The following is a 20505-nucleotide window of genomic DNA, read 5'->3' as shown; positions in this document are numbered from 1 at the left end:
ATAAAAAGAATAAAGGGAGATTCCAGCAATGATGGCTGGAGTCTCCCTTTACTTATATTATTCTATCGCCTTAATCCTCTCTCGGCATTCTTTCAATATCTCTTTCAATTCCTCCACGGTCGTGGCTCTCAGCATGGCGATTCTCGTCTGACGGAAATCGGGAATGCCTTTGAAGATAGGGGAGGCGGCAAGGTGGCGACGGGTGTGGAGAATGCCTCTGTACTCGTCGATGCGCTCCACGTTGATGCGAAGCTGCTCCTCCAGGAGGTCAATCTTCTCATCTACGGTTAATGGAGTTGTGCCTGTATTATCCAGATAATCACGGATTTCCTTGAAAATCCATGGTCTTCCAAAGGTAGCTCTACCAATCATCACTGCATCTACGCCGTAGCGATCAAAGGCAAGTTTGGCTTCCTCCGGGGTGGTAATATCGCCGTTGCCGATGATAGGAATATGGATGCGGGGATTGTTCTTCACCTCTCCTATGAGGCTCCAGTCAGCCTCACCCGTGTACATCTGGCTTCGGGTTCTGCCGTGGATGGTGAGCGCCTGGATTCCGCAATCCTGCAACTGCTCGGCAAGCTCGGTGATGATGAGGTTTTCGCAATCCCAACCCAGTCGGGTCTTCACGGTTACGGGCACGTTTACCGCCTTCACCACTTCTCTTGTAATATCCAGCATCAGCGGGATATTTCGGAGCATTCCGGCTCCTGCACCCTTTCCGGCAACCTTCTTTACCGGGCAGCCGAAGTTAATGTCAATCACATCCGGCTTCGCCTGTTCTACGATTTTTGCAGCTTCCACCATATCCTCGGTGGTTCTGCCGTAAATCTGAATGCCTACAGGTCGCTCCTCATCGCTTATCGTAAGCTTGCTGACAGTACTCTTGATGCTTCTCACCAAGGCTTCTGCCGATACGAACTCTGTATAAACCATGGCTGCTCCAAATCGCTTGCAGAGCATGCGAAAGCCAATATCCGTTACGTCTTCCATCGGAGCGAGGAAGAGGGGCTGAGGCCCAAATTCTATATTACCTATTTTCATCGTTTTATGAGGAGTTAAAGGAGTTAAGGAGTTAAAGGAGTTAAGACAAATGCTTCGAAAATGATAATCCTTGATATTCCTTCTCCAAAATTTCGGCTGCAAAGTTACACTTTTTTTATGAGAAATTGCCATGATATACAAAAAAACATGAGTATCTCATAACTGTTGTCTTAACTCCTTAACTCCCTTTAACTCCTTAACTCCTCCTTTGATTCACTTTAAAAGATGATACATTCCTCCTGCCAGGGTGCGGATGATTCCCTTCATTTCCATCTGGAAGAGGAGGGAGGTGAGGCGGGAGATGTCGATATTCGACTTCACGCTGATGATGTTGATCTGCAGGTCGTTGGTCCTGGAGAGGATTTGGACGATGAGCTCCTCCTCGGGCGATAGTTCCGGGAAGAGGCAGCGCTCGATGCCCTGCTGCTTGGCTCTCATCAGGGTTGCGTCATCTTGCCAGCGCATGTCCTTCACAAAGTCCTCGGCGCTGGTGATGAGGGTGGCGCCGTTGTCCCTTATCAGGTTGTTGCAGCCTTCGCTGTAGTGGTCGCCTATTCTGCCTGGGAAGGCGAAGACGTCACGGCCGTAGGATTGCGAAATGCCGCAGGTGATGAGACCGCCGCCATGAGAAGCGCTCTCTATCAGGATGCAGGCATCCGACATTCCCGCCACGATGCGGTTGCGGCGCACGAAGTTAATCTTATCGGCGTTTGTCTGGGTAAGGAATTCGGTGAGCAATCCGCCTTGCTCTATCATTCTCACTGCCGTATCCCTGTGTTGGCGGGGATAGAGGTCATCGAGGCCATGAGCCAGTACGCCCACGGTTTCGTAGCCGCAGGCGAGCGCCTGTCGGTGTGCCATGATGTCTACGCCATAGGCCAGGCCGCTCACGATGAGCACACGAGGGGAGAGCTGCTTCAGGTCGGAGATGAAGCGGCGGATGAGGTCTTCGCCGTACGGGGTGCAGTGGCGGGTTCCGATGATGTTGATGACCCGCTGCTGATTGAGGTTGGCGTTGCCTTTATAGAAGAGCATCAGAGGGGCGTCGTCACAATCCTTGAGTCGCTGGGGATAGCGGTGGTCGTTCATCGTTATCGGCTCTATGCCGTATCGGATGTCGTATTCCAGTTCTACTTCTGCGCGTTTGCGCGCCTCGTCGCAGTTCTTGAGGGCATTCACGAGCTTATCCGAGGCATCTGGGAGAAGGCTTCGGATGTCGTTTCTATGCTCCATGATGAGCGTGGCGGAGCCTGTTCTTCTGTATAGCTCCAGCATCCCTGCAAGGCTGAAGTAGTTGAGCCTTGTCAGGAGGATGGTGTTTAATATTTCCTGTTGGTCAGCCATAAGCTTTATCTTTTTATGGGGTTATAGATGGGAGGAAGGATGGAGAAGCAGGAGGGAGCACGGGGGACCGAGCGATGGAATCGCTCGGAACGGGAGCGCGAGGGGGCTACGCTGCTCCTTTATTTCTGCACCACAGTTCCGAGCGATTTCATCGCTCGGTCCTTCCCTGGTCTTCCCTGGTCTTCCCTGGTCTTCCCTGGTCTTCCCTGGTCTTCCCTGGTCTTTCCTCGGTCCTTCCCTGGTCTTTCCTCGGTCCTTCCCTGGTCTTTCCTCGGTCCTTCCCTGGTCTTTCCTCGGTCTTTCCTCGGTCCTTCCCTGGTCTTTCCTCGGTCCTTCCTTTTCTTTTCTTTTTCTTTCCCCTTTACCTCTTCAGGTATTCGTAACCGATGCGGCAGCGGAGGCATTCCTTCTTGTCGCAGTATTCCTTCTTCAGCTGGATGAGGGCCTGGCTGTCGCCGGCGTTTTCCACCACCAGGCCGCATTGCTGCCACATCCTTACTATGTGGTTGTTCTCGGCCTTCAGCTCCTCCAGGAAGTCGAAGGCGCGGTCGCAGTATTTCTCTTCTCCGCGGTGCCTGCCGTAGGCGAAGAGGATGGGGACTACCGTGTTGATGATGAGCAGATTGAGCGAGAAAGGGGAGATGTGTTTCTCGTTCTTTACGCTCGTGCTGCCGAAGGTGTAATGGGTTTCCCAATACTCCGTGACGCTGGTAGAAAGCACCTTCTTCGCCTCTTTCACCGTGGTGGCCTCCAGCAGCTGGCTGAGGCTGGCACGGCGGTTGTAATAAAGATTGGCAAGCTGCGAGATGCGGATATGAGGGAAGTTCTGAGGGCGAAGTCTCAGGAATCGCCACAGCTTGTAATCCATCGGCTGCATCGAGAACTTATGCGAGAGATAGAGATATTCATTCCTCAATCTTGCGAAATAGCCGTCGTTCAGGGCGTCTTTCTGATAGTGTTCGGGGATGGTGTTGAGCTCCAGCAGTCCCGCCTGCCCCATGAAGATGGCTTCTATCTGGAAGAGGTCGTCCCGGTGATGGTCCACGGCTCTGAGCGGCAGGTTCAGCGCCCACTGCTCGAAGGCTTCGCCATTGATTCCGAAGCCGAAATTGCGCGCCAGGGTCACGAAATAGGCGTTTTCCCAATCACCGTTGCATTGTCGGACGCGCTCTTCTATCGCCTCTGTTTTCTGCGAGAGCCGTTCGGTTTGCAGGGCGCTCATCCACGAGTGGATGGTGAGCCTGGTGAGCGATGGAATGATTTGATAGCAAGGAGGATATTGGTCGATGGTTAAGAGTTCCTGATAGTGTTTCAGTACGTGTTCGGGGATGTTGAGCTGCATCTGCACAAGGGGTTCGCCCTTCGAGTTTTTGGCGTCGAGGTCGATGATGCCGCAGACGTGCAGTATCACATTGTCGTATCTTTCGTCCTTGTCGTGAGCATGAAGATACCAGTCGCTCGCCTTGTCGTGAATCTCCACGTTGCCCACCCATAGGGTTCCGTTGATTTTCAGCTTGGCGTTGAAGAAGTCGGGCCCTGCATTGCGGTTGTGGAGTCCGGGGTCGATAACTTCCACCTGCCGCTGGTCGGTGGTGGTAAGAGGGGAGAGTGGGAAGAGTTTGTGCTTCCACACGTAGTGAAGTAGTTGCTCCATATTGTTTCGGCTTTTATGGTTTATAGGATTGCCTCTTTCGGAACGCAAGTTCTTTTGCTTGACCTTGATGGATGCAAGTTCTTCGCTCGTGTGCGGAAGGGGAGTATTGAAAAATCAGCTGTTAACTGTTAACCTGTTAACCCTGAGGAGAGAGGTATTTCTCGAATGCCTTGTCGTAGTCCTCGCTGTTGCCCAGTTTGCCGTTGATGAGGCAGACGAGTTCTACGGTTGCCTTGAGGCAGAGCTTCTCGTCGCTGGCACGGAAGATGTCCTGATGGAAGACATATCTCACGCCCTGCTTCTCCAGCCACAGACGCGAGAGGAATTCATCATCGCATTGCAGCGGAATCTTGTACTGCAGGTTCATTCTCGCCACCACAGCATCCACGCCCTTGTTGTGCATTTCGGCAAAGCTGAGGCCGCATTCCTTCAGGAAGAGATGGCGGGTATGCTCCATGTAGTGCAGATAGTTGGCGTTGTTCACAATGCCCTCAATATCGCACTCGTAATCCCTCACTTCCATCTTTGTCTCGAATATGTATTTGCTCATCATTTTCTCTTTTTTAGTTACTAAATGAGGCTAAAAGCCTTAAATCACTGCAAAAATAACCAAAATTTTCTATTTATTATTATAATAACAAGGATTTTTCAAGGTTTTTCGAAGAAAAAATTGTATTTTTGCCGAAACGTTTGGTTTGAGGAGGCAAAGAATGACGATGCAAAAACGCAATGGCAAGCTTTCTCCTTCTCCCTGCCATACGGAAATATCAGTTAGAGTAAAACAAATAAAATTTAGATAAAGATGAAAATTGCTTTGATCGGCTACGGAAAGATGGGACACATGATCGAGGAGATCGCCCTGCAGCGTGGCCACGAAATCGTATGTAAGATTGACGTGAATAACCCTGAGGATATCGACAGTCCGGAGTTCTGCTCTGCCGATGTTGCCATCGAGTTTACCAACCCTACTGCCGCTTACGGCAACTATCTGAAGGCTTTCTCCCACAACGTGAAGGTGGTTTCTGGTTCTACAGGTTGGATGAAAGACCATAAGGAAGACGTGGAGAAACTCTGCGCCGACGGTAAGCAGACCCTTTTCTGGGCGTCTAACTTCAGCATCGGAGTAGCCATCTTCTCTGCCGTAAACCGCTATCTGGCTAAGATCATGAACGGTTTCCCACAGTACTCTGTCTGCATGCAGGAAACCCACCACGTTCATAAGCTCGATGCGCCATCAGGCACAGCCATCACGCTTGCCGAGGAAATCATCGACAACATCGACAGAAAGAAAGATTGGAAGCGTGGCGTTACTTATTGGACAGAGGATGGTCATCACGATGAGGGCGATGCAAACATCACCGATGAGGATTTGGTCATCAACTGCGTACGCGATGGCGAGGTTCCTGGAATCCACGCCGTGATGTATGATTCAGATGCTGATATGATTACCATCGAGCACAGTGCCCACTCACGCAAGGGATTTGCTCTCGGAGCTGTTCTCGCTGCTGAGTTCACAGCCAACCATTCCGGTTTGCTCACAACCTCAGATTTGTTTAAGTTCTAATAAATCTAATAAATATGATTGACAAGCAGAAACAAAAACTCAATATGAAGGTGCAGTGGGCGAAGTTCGTAGTAGTTCTCGCCCTCTATCTTCTCTTTCTGGTTTGGGTAGAGAGCTGGCTGGGACTCATCGTGGTTCCGTTCATCTTCGACGTTTACATCACCAAGAAGGTTCACTGGCAGTGGTGGAAGGATGAAGAAGGCCCTGTGCGCTTCATCATGAGCTGGGTTGATGCGCTCGTGTTCGCGCTCGTAGCGGTTTATTTCATCAACCTCTTCTTCTTCCAGAACTACGTTATTCCGTCTTCCTCTCTCGAAAAGAGTCTCCTCACGGGCGATTATCTCTTCGTGAGCAAGGTAAGCTACGGACCTCGCATCCCTCAGACTCCGCTCACCATGCCTTTAACCCAGCACACTATGCCGCTGGTCAACGTGAAGAGCTACATTGAGTGGCCTCACTGGGATTATCGCCGCGTGAAGGGATTGGGCAACGTGAAGCTCAACGACATCGTTGTGTTCAACTATCCTGCCGGCGACACCCTCTGCAACGAGGAGCGCTATCAGGCGAACGATTACTATCAGATGGTTTACTCCATCGGCGACCAGATACTGGAGCAGAACGGCCAGCAGCAGGATGTCCGCGTGCTGAACCCATTGCAGCAGCGCCACTACTTCGAGAAAGTGTATGCTGCCGGTAGAAACTACATCCTGAACATGCCGGGCGAATATGGCGACATCATCAGCCGTCCTACCGACCGCCGCGAGAACTACGTGAAGCGCTGCGTTGGTTTGCCGGGACAGACCCTGCAGATCAAGAACCGCATCGTTTATCTTGACGGCAAGGCAAACAAGGAGCCTGATAATGTGCAATATACCTACAAGATGAAGCTCAAGGGCGAGTTCCCTATCGACCTTGCCGATGAGCTGGGAATCACCAACGAAGACCTGCTGATGTATAATCAGAGCGGCGTGATTCCACTCACCAAGAAGGCTTATCTCGCCCTGAAGGCGGACAAGAACCTCGTGGAGAGCATCTCCATCAACACTGATGCAAGATACGGCGACCTGTATCCGCTCAATGCCTACACCGGCTGGACATGCGATAATTACGGTCCTGTATGGATTCCGAAGAAGGGCAAGAGCATCGCTCTGACGCTGAAGAACCTGCCTGTTTACGAGCGTTGCATCAAGGTTTACGAGGGCAACGACCTGAAGGTAGACAGCCAGGGCAACATCTTCATCAACGGTAAGTTGGCGAAGAGCTACACCTTCAAGCTCGACTATTACTGGTTGATGGGTGACAACCGCCACAACTCAGCCGACAGCCGCTACTGGGGCTTCGTTCCTGAGGACCACATCGTGGGCAAGCCTATCTTCATCTGGTGGAGCCACAGTCCTGATCATCCAGGCTTCTCAGGCATCCGCTGGAACCGCCTGTTCAACTTCGTAGATAACATCAAGTAAGAAAGATAGATTTGAAAATCGCAGTTAAATTCCTAATAGCTTTAGGTTTGTCGTTGCTCCTGGTATGGGCGGTGCGAACCTTTGCTTTCACTGTCTTCACGGTGCCCGCCGGAGGTCTTCCTCCGCAGCTGAAAGCAGGCACTCGGGTGATAGTGGATAGGATTGACTGCGATTTTTTCAATCGCGGCGATGTAGTTGTCTTCACCGATTCCGTGTTTGCTCCGGCTAAGAATCAAGCCAAGGTCAAAGGTCAGAGACAGACTGGAAATCAAGTTCAGCCTAACCCCCGGAAATTCGTCTCAGAGGCTTATTTCATCGGTAGGATAGAGAAGCTGCCGGGCGATACGATTTGCATCGATATGGTGAAGTATATCATTCCTACGGTGTGCTGTAAGCGCTGTGGCTGCAAGGATTGCCGCTTCTATCTCCTGAAGACCCCAACCGGGCAGCAGGTGGTGCATAAGCATCAGATGATAGGCAAGGCTTACAAGCTGTTCTAAACGTAAAGAGTAATCATAAAGTTCAAATCTCAAAGTTCAAAGTAAATTGAAAGCCCTTCTTTCCTCCACATATTTCGGTCCCATCCAGTGGTATCAGAAGCTGAACCGCTACGATGAATGCCTGATAGAGCGCCACGAGAGCTTTATCAAGCAAACCTATCGCAACCGTATGATCATCCCGACCACCAACGGTCCTCTCTCGCTCACCATTCCCACCAATCACGACATCTCCCTGTCGATGAAGGACATCCGCATCTCCGACCACGCCAACTGGCGCCACGTCCACTGGAATGCGCTTCTCTCCGCCTATGGCGAGAGCCCTTTCTTCGAGTATTATCAGGACGACATCCGCCCCTTCTACGAGAAGAAATACGAGTTCCTCTTCGATTTCAACATGGAGACTACTGAGAAGATGATAGAGCTCCTCGACATCCGTCCCAAGATTTCAATCACGGAGGAGTATATTTTAAGTGAAGAACGAAGAGTGAAGAGCGAAGAAAGTGAAGAACGAAGAGTGAAGAGTGAAGAAACAACGTTCGGCGGCCAAGGGGAAAGCCAATTTGATAGCATTGCTGATCATAAAGTTCAAAGTTCAAATCTCAAAGTTCAAAGTAAAGAAGTTCAAAGTATATTTGATTTCCGCGATGCTATTCGCCCTAAGAAGCCGCTTCCTGACGCAGAATTCGTTCCCAAGCGCTATTATCAGGTCTACGGGCAGAAGCACGGTTTCCAGCCGAATATGAGCATCCTGGACCTCCTCTTCAATGAAGGAAACGAGGCGATATTCTACCTATAAATCATCAAGGTAGAGTATCGCCTCGCTGCTTTCTTATAATTCAATGAGCCTGGTTCTGTAATTAGAAGTAGTAGGCCAGCTTTGCGCGCAAGCCATTGTGATCGATTCCGTATTTATATTTGCTGCCGTCCCAGCCTGCCGGCTGCTTGTAAGCGGAGGACATGCCGCCAAGATTCACGCCAGCCGACCAGTGCTTGCTGAGCATGTATTCGCATCCCATTTCCGCATAGACGCCAAAGCCATCTACGGTGGCGAAATCGTCGTCTGTGCAGGCGTAGCCAAGGCTCAGCAGCAGATTCCAGATGAAGCGCTTGTTGGTCTTGTAGGCCATTTTGTAACCCGCACCGACGAAATAGTTCATGATTACATCGTTGACGTCATTGCCGCCGTTTCTAGGGATTTTCACCTTGGTTCTGCTGCCCATGCCATTAATGGAGAAGCCGATATAAAAAGGACGGCGGGTGTTCTTCAGTTTCCACAGATGGGCGTATTCCATGGTCACGTCGAAGCCGGTAGGCGTTCTGCCCAACTTGTCGCCGTTGGCCGTAAGAATTTCGTTGCTGAGCCATGAATATCCGCTGCTTACGCTGATGCTGTTGGCTGGCAGATAGCGCTTCTCGTTGTCTGCATCTTCTACCACAACCTTCTTCTCCTGCTCTTGCGCGCAGGCCTTCTGTGAAGGAATTCCACTCAAAAATAGCGCTAGTGAGGCGCATGCAGCCAATTTTGCTGCTGATTTTGAATTCATACGTTTAAAAATTTATTGTTAATAATTTGGCAGCAAAGGTATTAAAAAAAACGGAATCCCATAGAACATGCATGAAAAATATATAGAAAATGTAACGTTAAAAAAACTAATCCATAGTTTTCTGCCCCGCAACTCATGGTTTTCTGCCAGGGAAGTCATGGGTTGGCCGATGTGAAATCGTAGTATTCTGCCTTCTCTTGTCCTTATTCTAACGATAAATGATGACCGGCCCTGGTCATCATTTATGACCCGTTAAAGCCTTCATATAAGCCCATTTAGCCCTCATCTCCCGTTGCTCCATTCTCCTCCTCATCAACCGGGCAGAGTTAACAGGTTAACAGTTAACACCCCAAAAATGCATACTCCCCCTCCCACACATATAAAAATAAGTATATATATATATTTAATATAATAAGGTACGCAAGGGGGAGGTAGGAAAAAACAGCTGTTAACTGTTAACCCTGTTAACCCTGCTGCTCCCAGATGCCCTTTTAGGAAATTTAAACAAGTATGCTTGGTGGTGTCATCAAAAAACCGTACTTTTGCGGCTGACAACAAACAATATCAAACATAAAAACGACAATGAAGAAACTGAAATTCCATATAGTAGGTCTTACCCACAACGACGTGAAAGGTCGTGAGGTAGAATACGCCAGGGAGGCAGAGGGCAGAACCATCTGCCTTGTGCCCGATGACGCCAATCCCTTTGATATGCTGGCTGTGAAAGCTTACGACAAGCAGCTTTTCATCGGCTATGTCTCAGCCCTGGAAGGCGAGGACGTAAGAACCCTCATCATCGCCCGGAAGGGCAGGAACCTGCGCACCCGATGCCTGGGAAGCAACAGCAAGGAGGGAGCCGATGAGAAGTCGGGACTCCAGCTGATAGTGGAGGCGCGGGTAGATGTATCTGAGCAGGAGATAGAGCAGGCGCGCAGGGAAATCTATGATGACGGAATCTATGACGACTGGCACTATTCCGGACCCATTCTGCCCATCGACAAGCTGACCCGTTTCAGCGATTGCACCATGATGCTGGAAGGCGTCATCAACGACATCATCAGCATCCAGGAGCAACTCTCACGGGATTCAGATTCCTCTCATGATTCAGATTCTTCTCATGATTCAGATTCCTCTCGTGATTCAGATTCCTCTCATGATTCAGATTCCTCTCGTGATTCAGATTCCGCTGAAGCCGATAAGAACCCTCTTGATGCCGATTCCCGGGCGGCGCTGGAGGCAGAGCTGCGCGACAACCTGGAAGAGGCTAGGGAGCGGCTCAGCAGCTTTATGGAAATACAGCGAAGCGATTATTCGCGCGAGATGACGCAGACGAGAAACCGCATTCTCAACAACCTCGACCTCATAGACGATGAGGAAATCCATCGCATGGGCGAGCAACTGTATACGGAGATGGGATTCATTACCAGTTCCGCTTACCGTGAGCGAGCAGCCCAGTCTTTCTTCGTAGAAGCGCCTATCGCCATCAAGAAGAAGCAGACGGGCGCCTACGACTATAAGGACCAGCTGGACGCCATAGAACAGCAGCTGCACGCCTTCCCCTATTCGCTCTATCCCACGTTCAAGGCCGACCCGGTAGATTTCCTCCGCCAGATGTTCTATAAGCGTGTGCCCCGCAAGAAGATGCTCCAGCTGCTTTCCGGCATCGTCCTGATGATTATAAACGGCAGGGTGAATGACGTGAAGCAGTGGGGAAAACACGGTGATGCAGCATCGCTGGAGGCGATGAAGGCGATGAAGGCGGTGGGTGCCAAGCCTTCGAACGAAGTGAAGAAAGAGAAATTCTTAGAACTGGTTGATTTGGTAATTCCGAAGATAGCGGTTTATAAGAAAAAAGGCTGTTCTGAAGTGCTGGTGAAAAGTCAATCCGACTGGTTCCCTGTGTTCCGCCTCTTAAACGGGTGGGGGCTATTCAATATGGGAACTCCTACAGCCTTCTGCAAACATCTGGCCCACCTGTATGAAAAACTACCTCCGGAGAATACGGAGCGTGCTCCGCTCTGCAAATGGAAGGATCTTGCGCAGGTGAAATCTACACCATTCGAATATGCGGCTCTGGAATGGTGGAAACTTGATTCAGATAAGTTGGGCTCGGTAAGCATAGAAAGATTCAATCATTATTGCGATATTGTGAATGCTTTCAAGAAGATTTTGGGCGAAACATCCTATTTGGAGAATGTGGATTTGAAGGAAATCTTGCCGAAACTGGTGGATAAGGAAGTGCCAGCCCCGGACACCAAGAATGATGACGAGATGACGGCGGGAGATGGTAGCTAGCGGGGTATATTAATACCTCGCTTATACCCCTCTTATACCCTTTGATGATTCTTTATACCTTGTTTTATACCCTCCTTATACCCCTGCTTTTTTATTTCAGAAAAAACTTGTAAACGGCTTTTTTTTTGTTTATCTTTGCATCGCTTTTCGGAAGAGAAGTGGCTGGTTTTCAATAATCCAGTCATTGTATAATCTAAATAATATTCAAATGGTAAACAACAATCTTTCTTTTGATGAATGCAAGCAGATGAGCAGCCGCCTCATCGCAATGAACCCTAATCGCAATGCAAACATGGGGCAGATTGCTACTTATCTCCTCGATTACTACACCGAGCTCACCAAGCAGTCCTGGCTCAGCACCCTCGTGGGGCAGATTCGCGACCTTACCGCCAAGCAGAATCTGATGGGCGAGGAGCAGAAGCAGACTGAGGCCTACAAGCAGCTCGACAAGCAGATTACTGCACTCAAGAAGCAGCTGCCTTTCCGTTCGCCTCACTACTTCCACTTCCTGGACGACCACCGTGCCCAGAAGTCCATCGACCCGGAGGCCTTCACCTTCCAGACTACCGTAGACATCGATAATCCGGAGGAGGTAGAAGGAGCCGTGAAGAGAGCCCTGCTCCTGAACGGAATGTTTGATGAGTCCCAGGAGAAAGCCGCCCGTGAGCAGATGTTCACCGCCGATGAAATCGAGCTTTGGAAGGGAAAAGTGCTTCACGTGGAACGCTCGGCACGCAACAAGGCCCACATCGACATCCGCATCCCTGTAGGGATGACCATCGCTGAGGCTCAGAGCGCCTTCTGCAAGCTCATCCATGCCACCGAAGACCCAAGCTGCGTTACGCCTGAGCGCATCATCTTCATCACTGATGCTGCCAGCCAGATCTATACTGCCGACGACTGGTACAAGCACCTGGATAAGGAAGCTGTGGCTGAATATCGTGAGGCTTACAGAAAGAGAGGACTGGATATCGACGGCCGTCCGATGGATATTGATTCCGCTCCAACCGTAGATTTCCAGCCTGTCGAGAGCGAGGAGGAGAAGGCGAGAAGGGCTGCCAATACCGTGCAGTATGAGCAGACCTACGATGGCGTTCCTTATGAGGAGATTACCAAGGCGCTGGTGGATTTGATGGGCGGCGCTCCTGCCCATGGCAACCGCAACAACTTCATCTATCGTGAAGCCTGCCTGCTCAGATACATCTGCAATAGCGAGGCGGCTTGGATAAAGCAGGTAATCGAAATCTTCGGCGAAGACGAGGCGAAGGCGTTCGCCTCTGTAGAGAGCGCCTGCAAGGTGGCTCAGTCCTCGGAAATGCCCCAGCTCGTGAAGCAGGCGGTGGAGCTCGCCCGCAAGAACTATCTTGCCAAGCAAGCCACCGAGAAGGCAGGAATCTACGCCGAAGTTCCGCCTCAGTTGCCTGCCAAGCTGCCTAAGCTCATCAAGCTGCTCACCAGCAAGGTAGAGGATGATTTCAAGGCACCTGTGGCGATGGCGGTCTTCCCTCCGCTGGCTGCTCATCTCAAGGGCGTCAACTTCCGCTACATCGACAATCAGGTGCATGAGGCGGCGATGATGAATCTGCTCGTAGCGCCGATGTCGTCAGGCAAATCGGCGGTAAACGGACCTATCAACAGCATCATCGAAGACCTGGTGCAGATGGATAAAGTGAACCGTCAGAAGGAGCAGGAATGGAAGGACGAGGTGAACACCATGGGCGACAACAAGAAGAAGCCGGTGCGCCCGGAAGACATCTGCATCCGCATCGTTTCGCCCGACCTTACCCGTGCAGCCTACATCCAGCGTCTGGACGATGCGCAGAAGGCTGGCGATGCCTATCTCTACTGCAAGATGGACGAGGTGGACATGCTCAGGAAGTTCAACGACCCTAGCCAGCTGATTCGTCTCTGCTGGGACAATTCAGAGGACGGTCAGGAGCGTGTGGGCACCAAGAGCGTTACTGCCCGCGTGAAGACCCGTTTCAACTGGAATGCTTCCAGTACCATCGCCGTTACCCAGAAGTTCTTCTCGGTTCGTGAGGTGGCTGATGGAGCCGTGAGCCGCCTGTCACTTGCCACCATCTTCCGTTCAGAGTTTGCTCCTTGTCCGGTTGTGGGGGAATATGATGCGCAGTTCAAGTCGCAGCTGGCTCCTTACATCCATCAGCTGAATGCCGCCAGCGGTTTCAAGGAGTGCAGGAAGGCTCGCCAGCTTATCGAGCGCCTGGGCAGTGAGCTCATGGAGCTGGCTCAGCTGGCTTACAACAAGCCTTACGCCGAGTTTGCCAAGCGTGGTTTGGCGAATGGTTTCCGCAGGGCGATGGTGCTCTATCTGGCGAATGGCGAGAAGTGGGAGAAGGCGATAGAGGATTTCATCGTATGGAGCGTGAAGTATGATTTGTGGTGCAAGATGCGTTTCTTCGGCAATCAGATGCAGGAGGCGATAGATGCAGACAACCGTTCTATCTATCATGCATCCGGTGTGAGCAATCTTCTGCTCTTCGTTCATGATACTTTCGATAAGGCAGAGATTCAGGAAGTCTGCATGGTTCATGGCACCAAGACCAAGCTTGCCGTTCTCCTGTGCACCTGGAAGAAGCGTGGCTTCATCGTGAAGAACGAAGACGGCACCTTCTCCAAGACCGCCAAGTTCATCGGCAAGTACGGGCACTACGGAACGCCGGGAATGGCTGCGTAGAATAGGTTAGGCACGGATTATGCGGATTACACGGATGTTCTATGAGATTATGAATGCGTTTTGATTGACTCCCGTCAGGTGTCCCGGCGGATTTGCAATCCGCCGTCAAAAAGATTCGACCTATTAAAATCGGGGGATTTGCAATCCCCCAACACCAATAGGGAAAGCAATCTTGCTTGCTGCGGATTTCAAATCCGCAGATCTTCAATAGGTAAGGACCTTTTTTAACGCCGGATTTCAAATCCGGCGGGACGCCTATCGGACGTATTTTTTGCTTGATGCCTAGCGAAAGGCTCTCCTTCGCTTTTATCAGTTCGCCCTGAACCAACGGTCACCGACCGAAGGCAAAGGGCAAAAGCTTTAAAAATATCGCCTTCTTCTGTAACGGAAATGTAAAGGTTCTTGACCTTAATCAAGAAATCGGGGTGTTCTGAAACTTTTCTCCTGAAATATTTGTACGCGAACACAAAAGCTCGTACCTTTGCATCGGAAATAAGAAAAAAGGATAAAAGATTGATAATATCAGGATACGAAAGGTATTGATTATAAGGAAGAAAGATTGATTACATCAGGATACGAAGGTATTAGAATCTAGGTAAAGATTGAAAAAGGGATAACAATAAAAGATTGTTAATAAAAAGGATAAGTTTGATTTAAAGTTAAGAAAGGGAAAAGTTATGTTAGTATTAGGAATTGCATTCGCAGCAGTAGTAGCATTTGCTGCAACAGTTGGTGCAGCAAGCAACAAGCTCGCTTAAGTAATAAGCCAACGAGGTAAGGAACTTTAAAAGTTCAGAAAACAGTAATTGAAGCAAAGTAGGAAGCCAATATGGGCTTCCGAGATGCAGAGGGAGAGTCAACAGGGCTTTCCTGGGATTGAGGAGCGGATGATGCTCCTTTTTTCGTTTAACATTGAATATCAGACAGACATACATATATATAAAAGGAAATCGGTTTGGTTAACAGGTTAACAGTTAACAGCCCGATTTTCTTTGTTTATATCCCTATTCGAGGATGATTTTGAGATTTACTACATAGAAGAAATTACGTAACTTATTGATATGTAGGTAAATATATCTCTTTTGAATTTATTTTCCAAGATATGGCTTCAGGATTCTTACCCAGTTTTGGTAGCCTTTTCCGAGCAGATGCAAGCCATCGTTGGTATAATCCGGGTTCATGTCCTGGGTTCCAGGAGCCACGAACTCAGAGAAGAGGTCGATGTAGGTCAAGCCACGTCGGTTGGCGATTTCCTTGATCAGGGCATTGAGGGCAGGAACATCCTTCTTGCGGCTCATGTGGTCAACAAACATGTTGAACTTTGGGTTCAGCGGCAGAACGCTCTGCAGATAGAGTCGGGTAGAAGGAGATTCGTTCTTGATCCGTTCAGCAATCTCATCGATGTCCTTGGCGATGTCCTCGACGCTGCGGCCGCCGGCGAGGTCGTTAATGCCGATGAGCAGGAAGATCTTGGCTGGCTTGCCCTTGGTGATGACGTGGAGGCGGTCGAGCATGGTATCGGCTCTATCGCCGCTGATTCCTCGGTTCTTGACGTGTGGGTTGTCAAGTAGTTCTGCCCATTCACCTCCGTTGGTGATGCTGTTGCCCAGGAAAATGATGTCCTTCTTGCTGGTTGGGAGAACTTCAAAGAGTGTAGCTCTCTGATCAAAGAAAGTTGTGTGCTTGCGTCCTTGAGCCTGTAAGGTAGTGCAGGCGCAGAGAAGGCAGATTGATAACATGATTTTTTTCATCATAAATTTTATATTAAGTTAGTTATTAAATGTGTATTTTAAAGCTTTTGCCCTTTCAGGGCGTTTGGGGCGTTGCCTCTGCCTTTCAGGGCGTGTGGGCAATGGCTTCTGCTTTTTGGCTTCCTGTTAAGAACTACTTGAAAATCAGGGTGGTGAGTCTGTCTTTATCAAACAGCTCCTGAGCCACGGCTTGAATCTGGGCGGCGGTAATCGCATCCACCTGCTCGTAGAGGCGGTCAACGTTCTTCTCCCAGCCATAGTGCAGGAAGCTCTTGCCGAAGTCGAGGGCGAAGTTCTCACGGTTGTCGCAGGCCACGCCTATCTGGCCCTTAATCTGTTTCTTGGCAGCCTTGAGCTGCGCATCGCTCAATGGCTTCTGCATGAACTTATCCAGCTCCTTGCGGACCAGTCTGAGGCAGCGCTTCACATCGTGTTCATCGCATCCGAAATAGATGCTCCAGGTGCCCGTGTCGCCATAAGCCACCATCGTGCTTTCTACGGTGTAAACCAGTCCGTTGTGCTCTCTGAGGGCGAGGTTCAGCTTGGCGTTCATACCCGGTCCGCCCAGCATATTATTGAGCAGATAGAGCGGCATTCGGCGGTCGTCGTTCACATCGTAAGCGCGGGTTCCTATCATCACATGAGCCTGATGCGTATTCTTCTGCATTACAATCGTCTTTCCCGCGACTTTACTTTGAACATTGAACTTTGAGCTTTGAACTTTATGATTTGCATCGCCTGCTTCCATTTCTTCCGTAGGTGTTTCGCCTGTAGGCGTTTCTTCTGCAATCCTTTCTTCCGTAGGCGTTTCGGCGGATTTGCAATCCGCCGAGCAAGCAAGCTCTCGGACTTTTGGGCACTCTCCCAAAGCCTTCCTGATAAGCTTCACCAGCTTCTTGAAATCGATATCCCCGTATGCGAAGAATATCGCATTATCCGGCCGATAAAGCTTCCTTGTGAAGCGGAGCGCATCCTCCGTCTTGAAGGAGCGAACCTGCTCGGCAGTGCCCAGGATATTATGCCCCAGCGGCGAACCCTTGAAGAGGATATTCTCGAATTCATCATATATCAGTTCGGCTGGCGAATCATTATAGCTCTCAATCTCATCGCAGATCACCTCCACCTCCTTGTCTATCTCCGCTTGCGGATAAACCGAGTGGAAGACGATGTCGGAAAGCAGGTCCACGGCTCTTGCGATGTGCTCCTTCAGGATGGCAGAGTAATAAACCGTGCCCTCCTTGTTGGTGTAGGCATTCAGGTCGCCGCCCACGCTCTCCAGGCAGTTGAGAATGTGCCACGCCTTGCGTCGCTCGGTGCCCTTGAAGGTGACGTGCTCGCAGAAATGCGCCAACCCCTCCTCGCCCGGCTCCTCGTTGCGGGTGCCGGCGTTTATCTGGTAGCCGCAATACACCACCTTGCTATCTGATGGCAGATGGATGATGCGGAGTCCGTTGTCTAATGTATAAGTATTGTATTTCATTTCAAGGTGCAAAGTTACATTCAAAATGTAATTTATCCAAAATATTGGGCATTTATTTTGCATTATCGCCAAAAAGACTTATCTTTGTCCCCAAAAACAATATAAAAGAGACATAAACAATGCGTAAGGTTATAGGAATAGGAGAGACCGTGCTTGACATCATCTTCAAGAACGGCAAGCCGATAGAGGCAGTACCGGGTGGCTCATCGTTCAATGCAGTCATCTCGTTGGGACGTGCGGGCGTGAATGCTTCGTTTATCAGCGAGGCGGGCAACGACCGTATCGGAGAGTATGTGATTCAGTTCTTGAGAGATAATGGGGTGAATGCTGACAACGTGAGTATCTTCCCTGATTCGAAGTCGCCACTCTCGCTGGCGTTCCTCGACGAGAACAACAATGCTGACTACATTTTCTACAAGGATCATCCTCACGACCAGCTGGAGTTTGCCACTCCCGAAATCAATCCCGATGACATCGTGCTCTTCGGTTCGTTCTTCGCCCTGAATCCTGTGGTCCGTCCTCAGGTGGCAGGCTTCCTGGAGTACGCCAAGAGTCGTGGCGCCATCCTCTATTATGATGTAAACTTCCGCTCTTCTCATCAGCATGAGATTATGAAGATTACACCTAATCTGATAGAGAACCTGGAGCACGCCGATTTCGTTCGTGGCAGCCACGAGGACTTCGGAATCCTCTATAAGAAACCGGAGGCTGACAAGGTGTATAATGCCGAAATCAGTTTCTACTGCAAGAAGTTTATCTGCACCCAGGGCGCTGAGCCTGTAGAGGTTCGTGCCGAGAACGGCTTTGCCAAGAGTTATCCTTCGGAGAAGATGAAGCCGGTGAGCACCATCGGTGCCGGCGATAACTTCAATGCCGGTTTCGTGTTCGGACTGATCAAGGATGGAATCACCCGCGAGGATATCGACCGCGGCTTATCTGAGGCGCAATGGGATAGCCTGCTTGCATCGGCCCAGGATTTCTCCACCGAATGCTGCAAGGACATCTACAATTATGTTTCCAAGGAATTCGGAGAAAGAAAAAACTTGGAACTTTGAACTGGGAACTTTGAACTTTATGATTAGTAGAAGTTGTTTGAGAAACAGCATATCATAAAGTTCAAATCTCAAAGTTCAAAGTTCAAATCTCAAAGTTCAAAGTAAATAATATGACAGAAATTACAAACAAGATTTATTACGTAGGCGTTAACGACCGCAACAAGCATCGTTTTGAGGGCCTCTGGCCATTGCCTAACGGAGTGAGCTACAACTCGTATATCATTGACGATGAGAAGGTAGCGCTGGTAGATACTGTAGAGGTAGATTTCTTCACCCAGTTCCTCGAGAACATTCACGAGGTGATTGGTGACCGTGAAATCGATTACCTCATCATCAACCACATGGAACCTGACCACAGCGGTTCCATCGCCCTCATCAAGAAATATTACCCTAACATCAAGATTGTGGGCAACAAGAAGACCCTGGGAATGCTCGAAGGCTTCTATGGCGTAACTGATGACGTGGTAGAGGTGAAGAATGGCGAAACCCTCTCTCTGGGCAACCACGAGCTGAGCTTCGTTCTCATCCCTATGGTTCACTGGCCAGAAACCATGGTAACCCTCGATGCGAAGAACAAGGTGCTCTTCTCGGGCGATGCCTTCGGCTGCTTCGGCGCGCTGAACGGCGGAATCATCGATATGGAAATCAACTGCGAGACTTTCTGGCTGGAGATGGTTCGCTACTACTCAAACATTGTGGGTAAGTATGGAATCCCTGTTCAGAATGCCTTGAAGAAGTTGGCTGGCGTGGAGCTGGATTATATCTGCTCAACCCATGGTCCTGTTTGGCACGAGCATATTGAGAAGGTAATCGGCATGTATGATAAGATGTCGAAGTACGAGACTGAGCCGGGCCTCGTTATCTGCTACGGCACCATGTACGGCAACACCGAGCGTATGGCCGAAATCATCGCCCGTGCAGCAAGCAAGGCTGGCGTGAAGAACATCGTGATGTATAATATCTCGAAGACTCACCACAGCTACATCCTGCGCGACATCTTCCGCTACAAGGGTCTTATCGTGGGTGCTCCAACCTACAATGCCGGTCTTTATCACGAGATGGAGGTTCTCCTCTCCGAGCTTGCCAATAAGGACATCAAGAACCATCTCCTTGGCTGGTACGGTTCTCATTGCTGGGCAAGCAAGGCTGTGGCTAAGATTCAGGAGTGGAACGAAACCAAGCTCCACTACGAGCCAGTGGGTGAGCCGGTAGATATGAAGCAGGCGATTACTCCAGAGGTCAAGGCGCAGTGCGAGGCTCTGGGTAAGGCAATGGCTGAGAAGCTGCTGGCGGAATAAAAGTTTAAGGGCGGAAGAACAACTGGGTTAACAGAGTTAACAGTTAACAGTTGTTTTTCCGCTCTTTCTTTGTTTAAATACCTTAAATATTCCGTGTAAATTACGATAAAACTTGGTGAAGTCGAGTAAAAAGTGTACTTTTGCTGCAAAAATATGTGTCTTGACACGAAAATTTTCAGTGAAATGATGTCCATAGAGGGTTCTATGCCTCGCAGAACTTAGCCAGCTCTTCCAGGTTATCCGCCACTTCAATCACATCTCGCCAATCGCCGCGAATCATGTTTTTCTCTGCCATATCATCCAACAGAGCGATGGTGGAGTTCCAAAAGCCTTTCATGTTGTAGAGAATCACCATCTTGTGGTGGTAGCCGATGGTGTGGGCGGCGGCGATGGTGAAGATTTCATCCAGGGTGCCGACGCCGCCAGGAAGGGCTACGAAGATGTCGCTCTGGGCGAGCATCAGGTCCTTGCGGTCGCTGAGATTATCACACGGAATCTCGATGTCGAGGTCTGGGAAGGTTCTGCCGCCTCGCTCTACAAGCGTAGGAACCACACCGATGGTTCTGCCGCCATTCGCCTTCACTGCCTTGCCGATGCAATCCATCAGACCGGAGTTGCAGCCGCCGAAAACCAGGTCGTGTCCGTTCTCAGCCATCCACTTTCCCATCTCTTCTGTCAATGTGAAGAAGTCGGGGTCGATATTCTTATTTGCTGAACAAAAAACTGCTATTTTCATATTGCTTTATCTTCTATTTGATAATGTTTTATCCGTTATTTATTGATGTTTAGGCAAAGGTACGCAAAAATATCGAGAT

The 20505-nt window shown here is 49.9% G+C and carries 16 protein-coding genes; 8 read left to right on the top strand and 8 right to left on the bottom strand.

Annotated features, from left to right (window positions below; translation table 11 throughout):
* Positions 1–57 precede the first annotated feature (57 nt).
* The 4 genes from dusB to ACTQ16_RS04855 form a co-directional block, all read right to left on the bottom strand.
* A complete protein-coding gene (gene dusB / locus ACTQ16_RS04870; RefSeq protein WP_441936387.1) occupies positions 58–1044 on the bottom strand; it encodes a tRNA dihydrouridine synthase DusB in 987 nt (328 codons plus the stop codon).
* A 213-nt stretch (positions 1045–1257) separates the two neighbouring features.
* Positions 1258–2388 carry a DNA-processing protein DprA gene (gene dprA / locus ACTQ16_RS04865; RefSeq protein ID WP_441936385.1) on the bottom strand — a complete coding sequence of 377 codons (1131 nt, stop codon included), beginning with the start codon at positions 2386–2388 and terminating at the stop codon, positions 1258–1260.
* 361 nt (positions 2389–2749) lie between these two features.
* Positions 2750–4042, bottom strand: coding sequence for a DUF2851 family protein (locus ACTQ16_RS04860; RefSeq protein ID WP_441936383.1), 1293 nt, complete (start codon positions 4040–4042; stop codon positions 2750–2752).
* 136 nt (positions 4043–4178) lie between these two features.
* On the bottom strand, positions 4179–4592 hold the full coding sequence (locus tag ACTQ16_RS04855; protein WP_294972226.1) for an acyl-CoA thioesterase: 414 nt from the start codon (positions 4590–4592) through the stop codon (positions 4179–4181).
* 252 nt (positions 4593–4844) lie between these two features.
* Between ACTQ16_RS04855 and dapB the strand changes: the two genes are divergently transcribed.
* Genes dapB through ACTQ16_RS04835 form a run of 4 tightly spaced genes read left to right on the top strand, consistent with a single transcriptional unit; the run spans position 4845 to position 8365 of the window.
* Positions 4845–5606, top strand: a complete 762-nt coding sequence (dapB, locus tag ACTQ16_RS04850; protein WP_119248609.1) for a 4-hydroxy-tetrahydrodipicolinate reductase — start codon at positions 4845–4847, stop codon at positions 5604–5606.
* A 14-nt stretch (positions 5607–5620) separates the two neighbouring features.
* Positions 5621–7069 (top strand): S26 family signal peptidase, encoded by a 1449-nt coding sequence (locus ACTQ16_RS04845; protein ID WP_441936381.1) that lies wholly within the window; start codon positions 5621–5623, stop codon positions 7067–7069.
* Positions 7070–7080: 11 nt separating this feature from the next.
* Positions 7081–7569: a S26 family signal peptidase gene (locus tag ACTQ16_RS04840; protein ID WP_441936380.1), complete on the top strand. Its 489-nt coding sequence runs from the start codon at positions 7081–7083 to the stop codon at positions 7567–7569.
* Positions 7570–7615: 46 nt separating this feature from the next.
* A complete protein-coding gene (locus ACTQ16_RS04835) occupies positions 7616–8365 on the top strand; it encodes a WbqC family protein (RefSeq protein WP_294972219.1) in 750 nt (249 codons plus the stop codon).
* 61 nt (positions 8366–8426) lie between these two features.
* Here the strand turns inward: ACTQ16_RS04835 and ACTQ16_RS04830 are convergent, their stop codons facing one another.
* On the bottom strand, positions 8427–9005 hold the full coding sequence (locus ACTQ16_RS04830) for a hypothetical protein (RefSeq protein WP_441936378.1): 579 nt from the start codon (positions 9003–9005) through the stop codon (positions 8427–8429).
* Between the two features lie 690 nt (positions 9006–9695).
* Here ACTQ16_RS04830 and ACTQ16_RS04825 point away from each other — a divergent pair.
* Both ACTQ16_RS04825 and ACTQ16_RS04820 read left to right on the top strand, forming a co-directional pair.
* Positions 9696–11408 (top strand): hypothetical protein, encoded by a 1713-nt coding sequence (locus tag ACTQ16_RS04825; protein ID WP_441936376.1) that lies wholly within the window; start codon positions 9696–9698, stop codon positions 11406–11408.
* A 208-nt stretch (positions 11409–11616) separates the two neighbouring features.
* Positions 11617–14106 carry a hypothetical protein gene (locus ACTQ16_RS04820; RefSeq protein ID WP_441936375.1) on the top strand — a complete coding sequence of 830 codons (2490 nt, stop codon included), beginning with the start codon at positions 11617–11619 and terminating at the stop codon, positions 14104–14106.
* Between the two features lie 1088 nt (positions 14107–15194).
* Here ACTQ16_RS04820 and ACTQ16_RS04815 read toward each other — a convergent pair.
* On the bottom strand, positions 15195–15857 hold the full coding sequence (locus tag ACTQ16_RS04815; RefSeq protein WP_441936427.1) for a GDSL-type esterase/lipase family protein: 663 nt from the start codon (positions 15855–15857) through the stop codon (positions 15195–15197).
* 133 nt (positions 15858–15990) lie between these two features.
* Positions 15991–17337 carry a M16 family metallopeptidase gene (locus ACTQ16_RS04810; RefSeq protein WP_441936373.1) on the bottom strand — a complete coding sequence of 449 codons (1347 nt, stop codon included), beginning with the start codon at positions 17335–17337 and terminating at the stop codon, positions 15991–15993.
* Between the two features lie 119 nt (positions 17338–17456).
* Between ACTQ16_RS04810 and ACTQ16_RS04805 the strand changes: the two genes are divergently transcribed.
* On the top strand, positions 17457–18392 hold the full coding sequence (locus ACTQ16_RS04805) for a carbohydrate kinase family protein (protein ID WP_153122171.1): 936 nt from the start codon (positions 17457–17459) through the stop codon (positions 18390–18392).
* Positions 18393–18502: 110 nt separating this feature from the next.
* Complete coding sequence (locus tag ACTQ16_RS04800; protein ID WP_441936372.1) at positions 18503–19690, top strand: FprA family A-type flavoprotein; 1188 nt, start codon at positions 18503–18505, stop codon at positions 19688–19690.
* Positions 19691–19892: 202 nt separating this feature from the next.
* Here ACTQ16_RS04800 and ACTQ16_RS04795 read toward each other — a convergent pair whose 3' ends face one another.
* Positions 19893–20426, bottom strand: coding sequence for a TIGR00730 family Rossman fold protein (locus tag ACTQ16_RS04795; protein ID WP_441936371.1), 534 nt, complete (start codon positions 20424–20426; stop codon positions 19893–19895).
* Positions 20427–20505: the final 79 nt, after the last annotated feature.

The organism is Prevotella sp. LCP21S3_D2 (assembly GCF_052118345.1).
Classification (GTDB): domain Bacteria; phylum Bacteroidota; class Bacteroidia; order Bacteroidales; family Bacteroidaceae; genus Prevotella.
The sequence above is the reverse complement of the archived record's forward strand: the minus strand, read 5'-3'. Positions and strand labels throughout refer to the sequence as shown.

Bases quoted from the DNA above. Each gene is read 5' to 3' on its own strand.
- dprA (WP_441936385.1), bottom strand. From the start codon at position 2,388: ATGGCTGACCAACAGGAAATATTAAACACCATCCTCCTGACAAGGCTC.
- dapB (WP_119248609.1), top strand. From the start codon at position 4,845: ATGAAAATTGCTTTGATCGGCTACGGAAAGATGGGACACATGATCGAG.
- ACTQ16_RS04825 (WP_441936376.1), top strand. From the start codon at position 9,696: ATGAAGAAACTGAAATTCCATATAGTAGGTCTTACCCACAACGACGTG.
- dusB (WP_441936387.1), bottom strand. From the start codon at position 1,044: ATGAAAATAGGTAATATAGAATTTGGGCCTCAGCCCCTCTTCCTCGCT.
- ACTQ16_RS04815 (WP_441936427.1), bottom strand. From the start codon at position 15,857: ATGAAAAAAATCATGTTATCAATCTGCCTTCTCTGCGCCTGCACTACC.
- ACTQ16_RS04800 (WP_441936372.1), top strand. From the start codon at position 18,503: ATGACAGAAATTACAAACAAGATTTATTACGTAGGCGTTAACGACCGC.
- ACTQ16_RS04810 (WP_441936373.1), bottom strand. From the start codon at position 17,337: ATGAAATACAATACTTATACATTAGACAACGGACTCCGCATCATCCAT.
- ACTQ16_RS04795 (WP_441936371.1), bottom strand. From the start codon at position 20,426: ATGAAAATAGCAGTTTTTTGTTCAGCAAATAAGAATATCGACCCCGAC.
- ACTQ16_RS04805 (WP_153122171.1), top strand. From the start codon at position 17,457: ATGCGTAAGGTTATAGGAATAGGAGAGACCGTGCTTGACATCATCTTC.
- ACTQ16_RS04855 (WP_294972226.1), bottom strand. From the start codon at position 4,592: ATGAGCAAATACATATTCGAGACAAAGATGGAAGTGAGGGATTACGAG.
- ACTQ16_RS04860 (WP_441936383.1), bottom strand. From the start codon at position 4,042: ATGGAGCAACTACTTCACTACGTGTGGAAGCACAAACTCTTCCCACTC.
- ACTQ16_RS04845 (WP_441936381.1), top strand. From the start codon at position 5,621: ATGATTGACAAGCAGAAACAAAAACTCAATATGAAGGTGCAGTGGGCG.
- ACTQ16_RS04820 (WP_441936375.1), top strand. From the start codon at position 11,617: ATGGTAAACAACAATCTTTCTTTTGATGAATGCAAGCAGATGAGCAGC.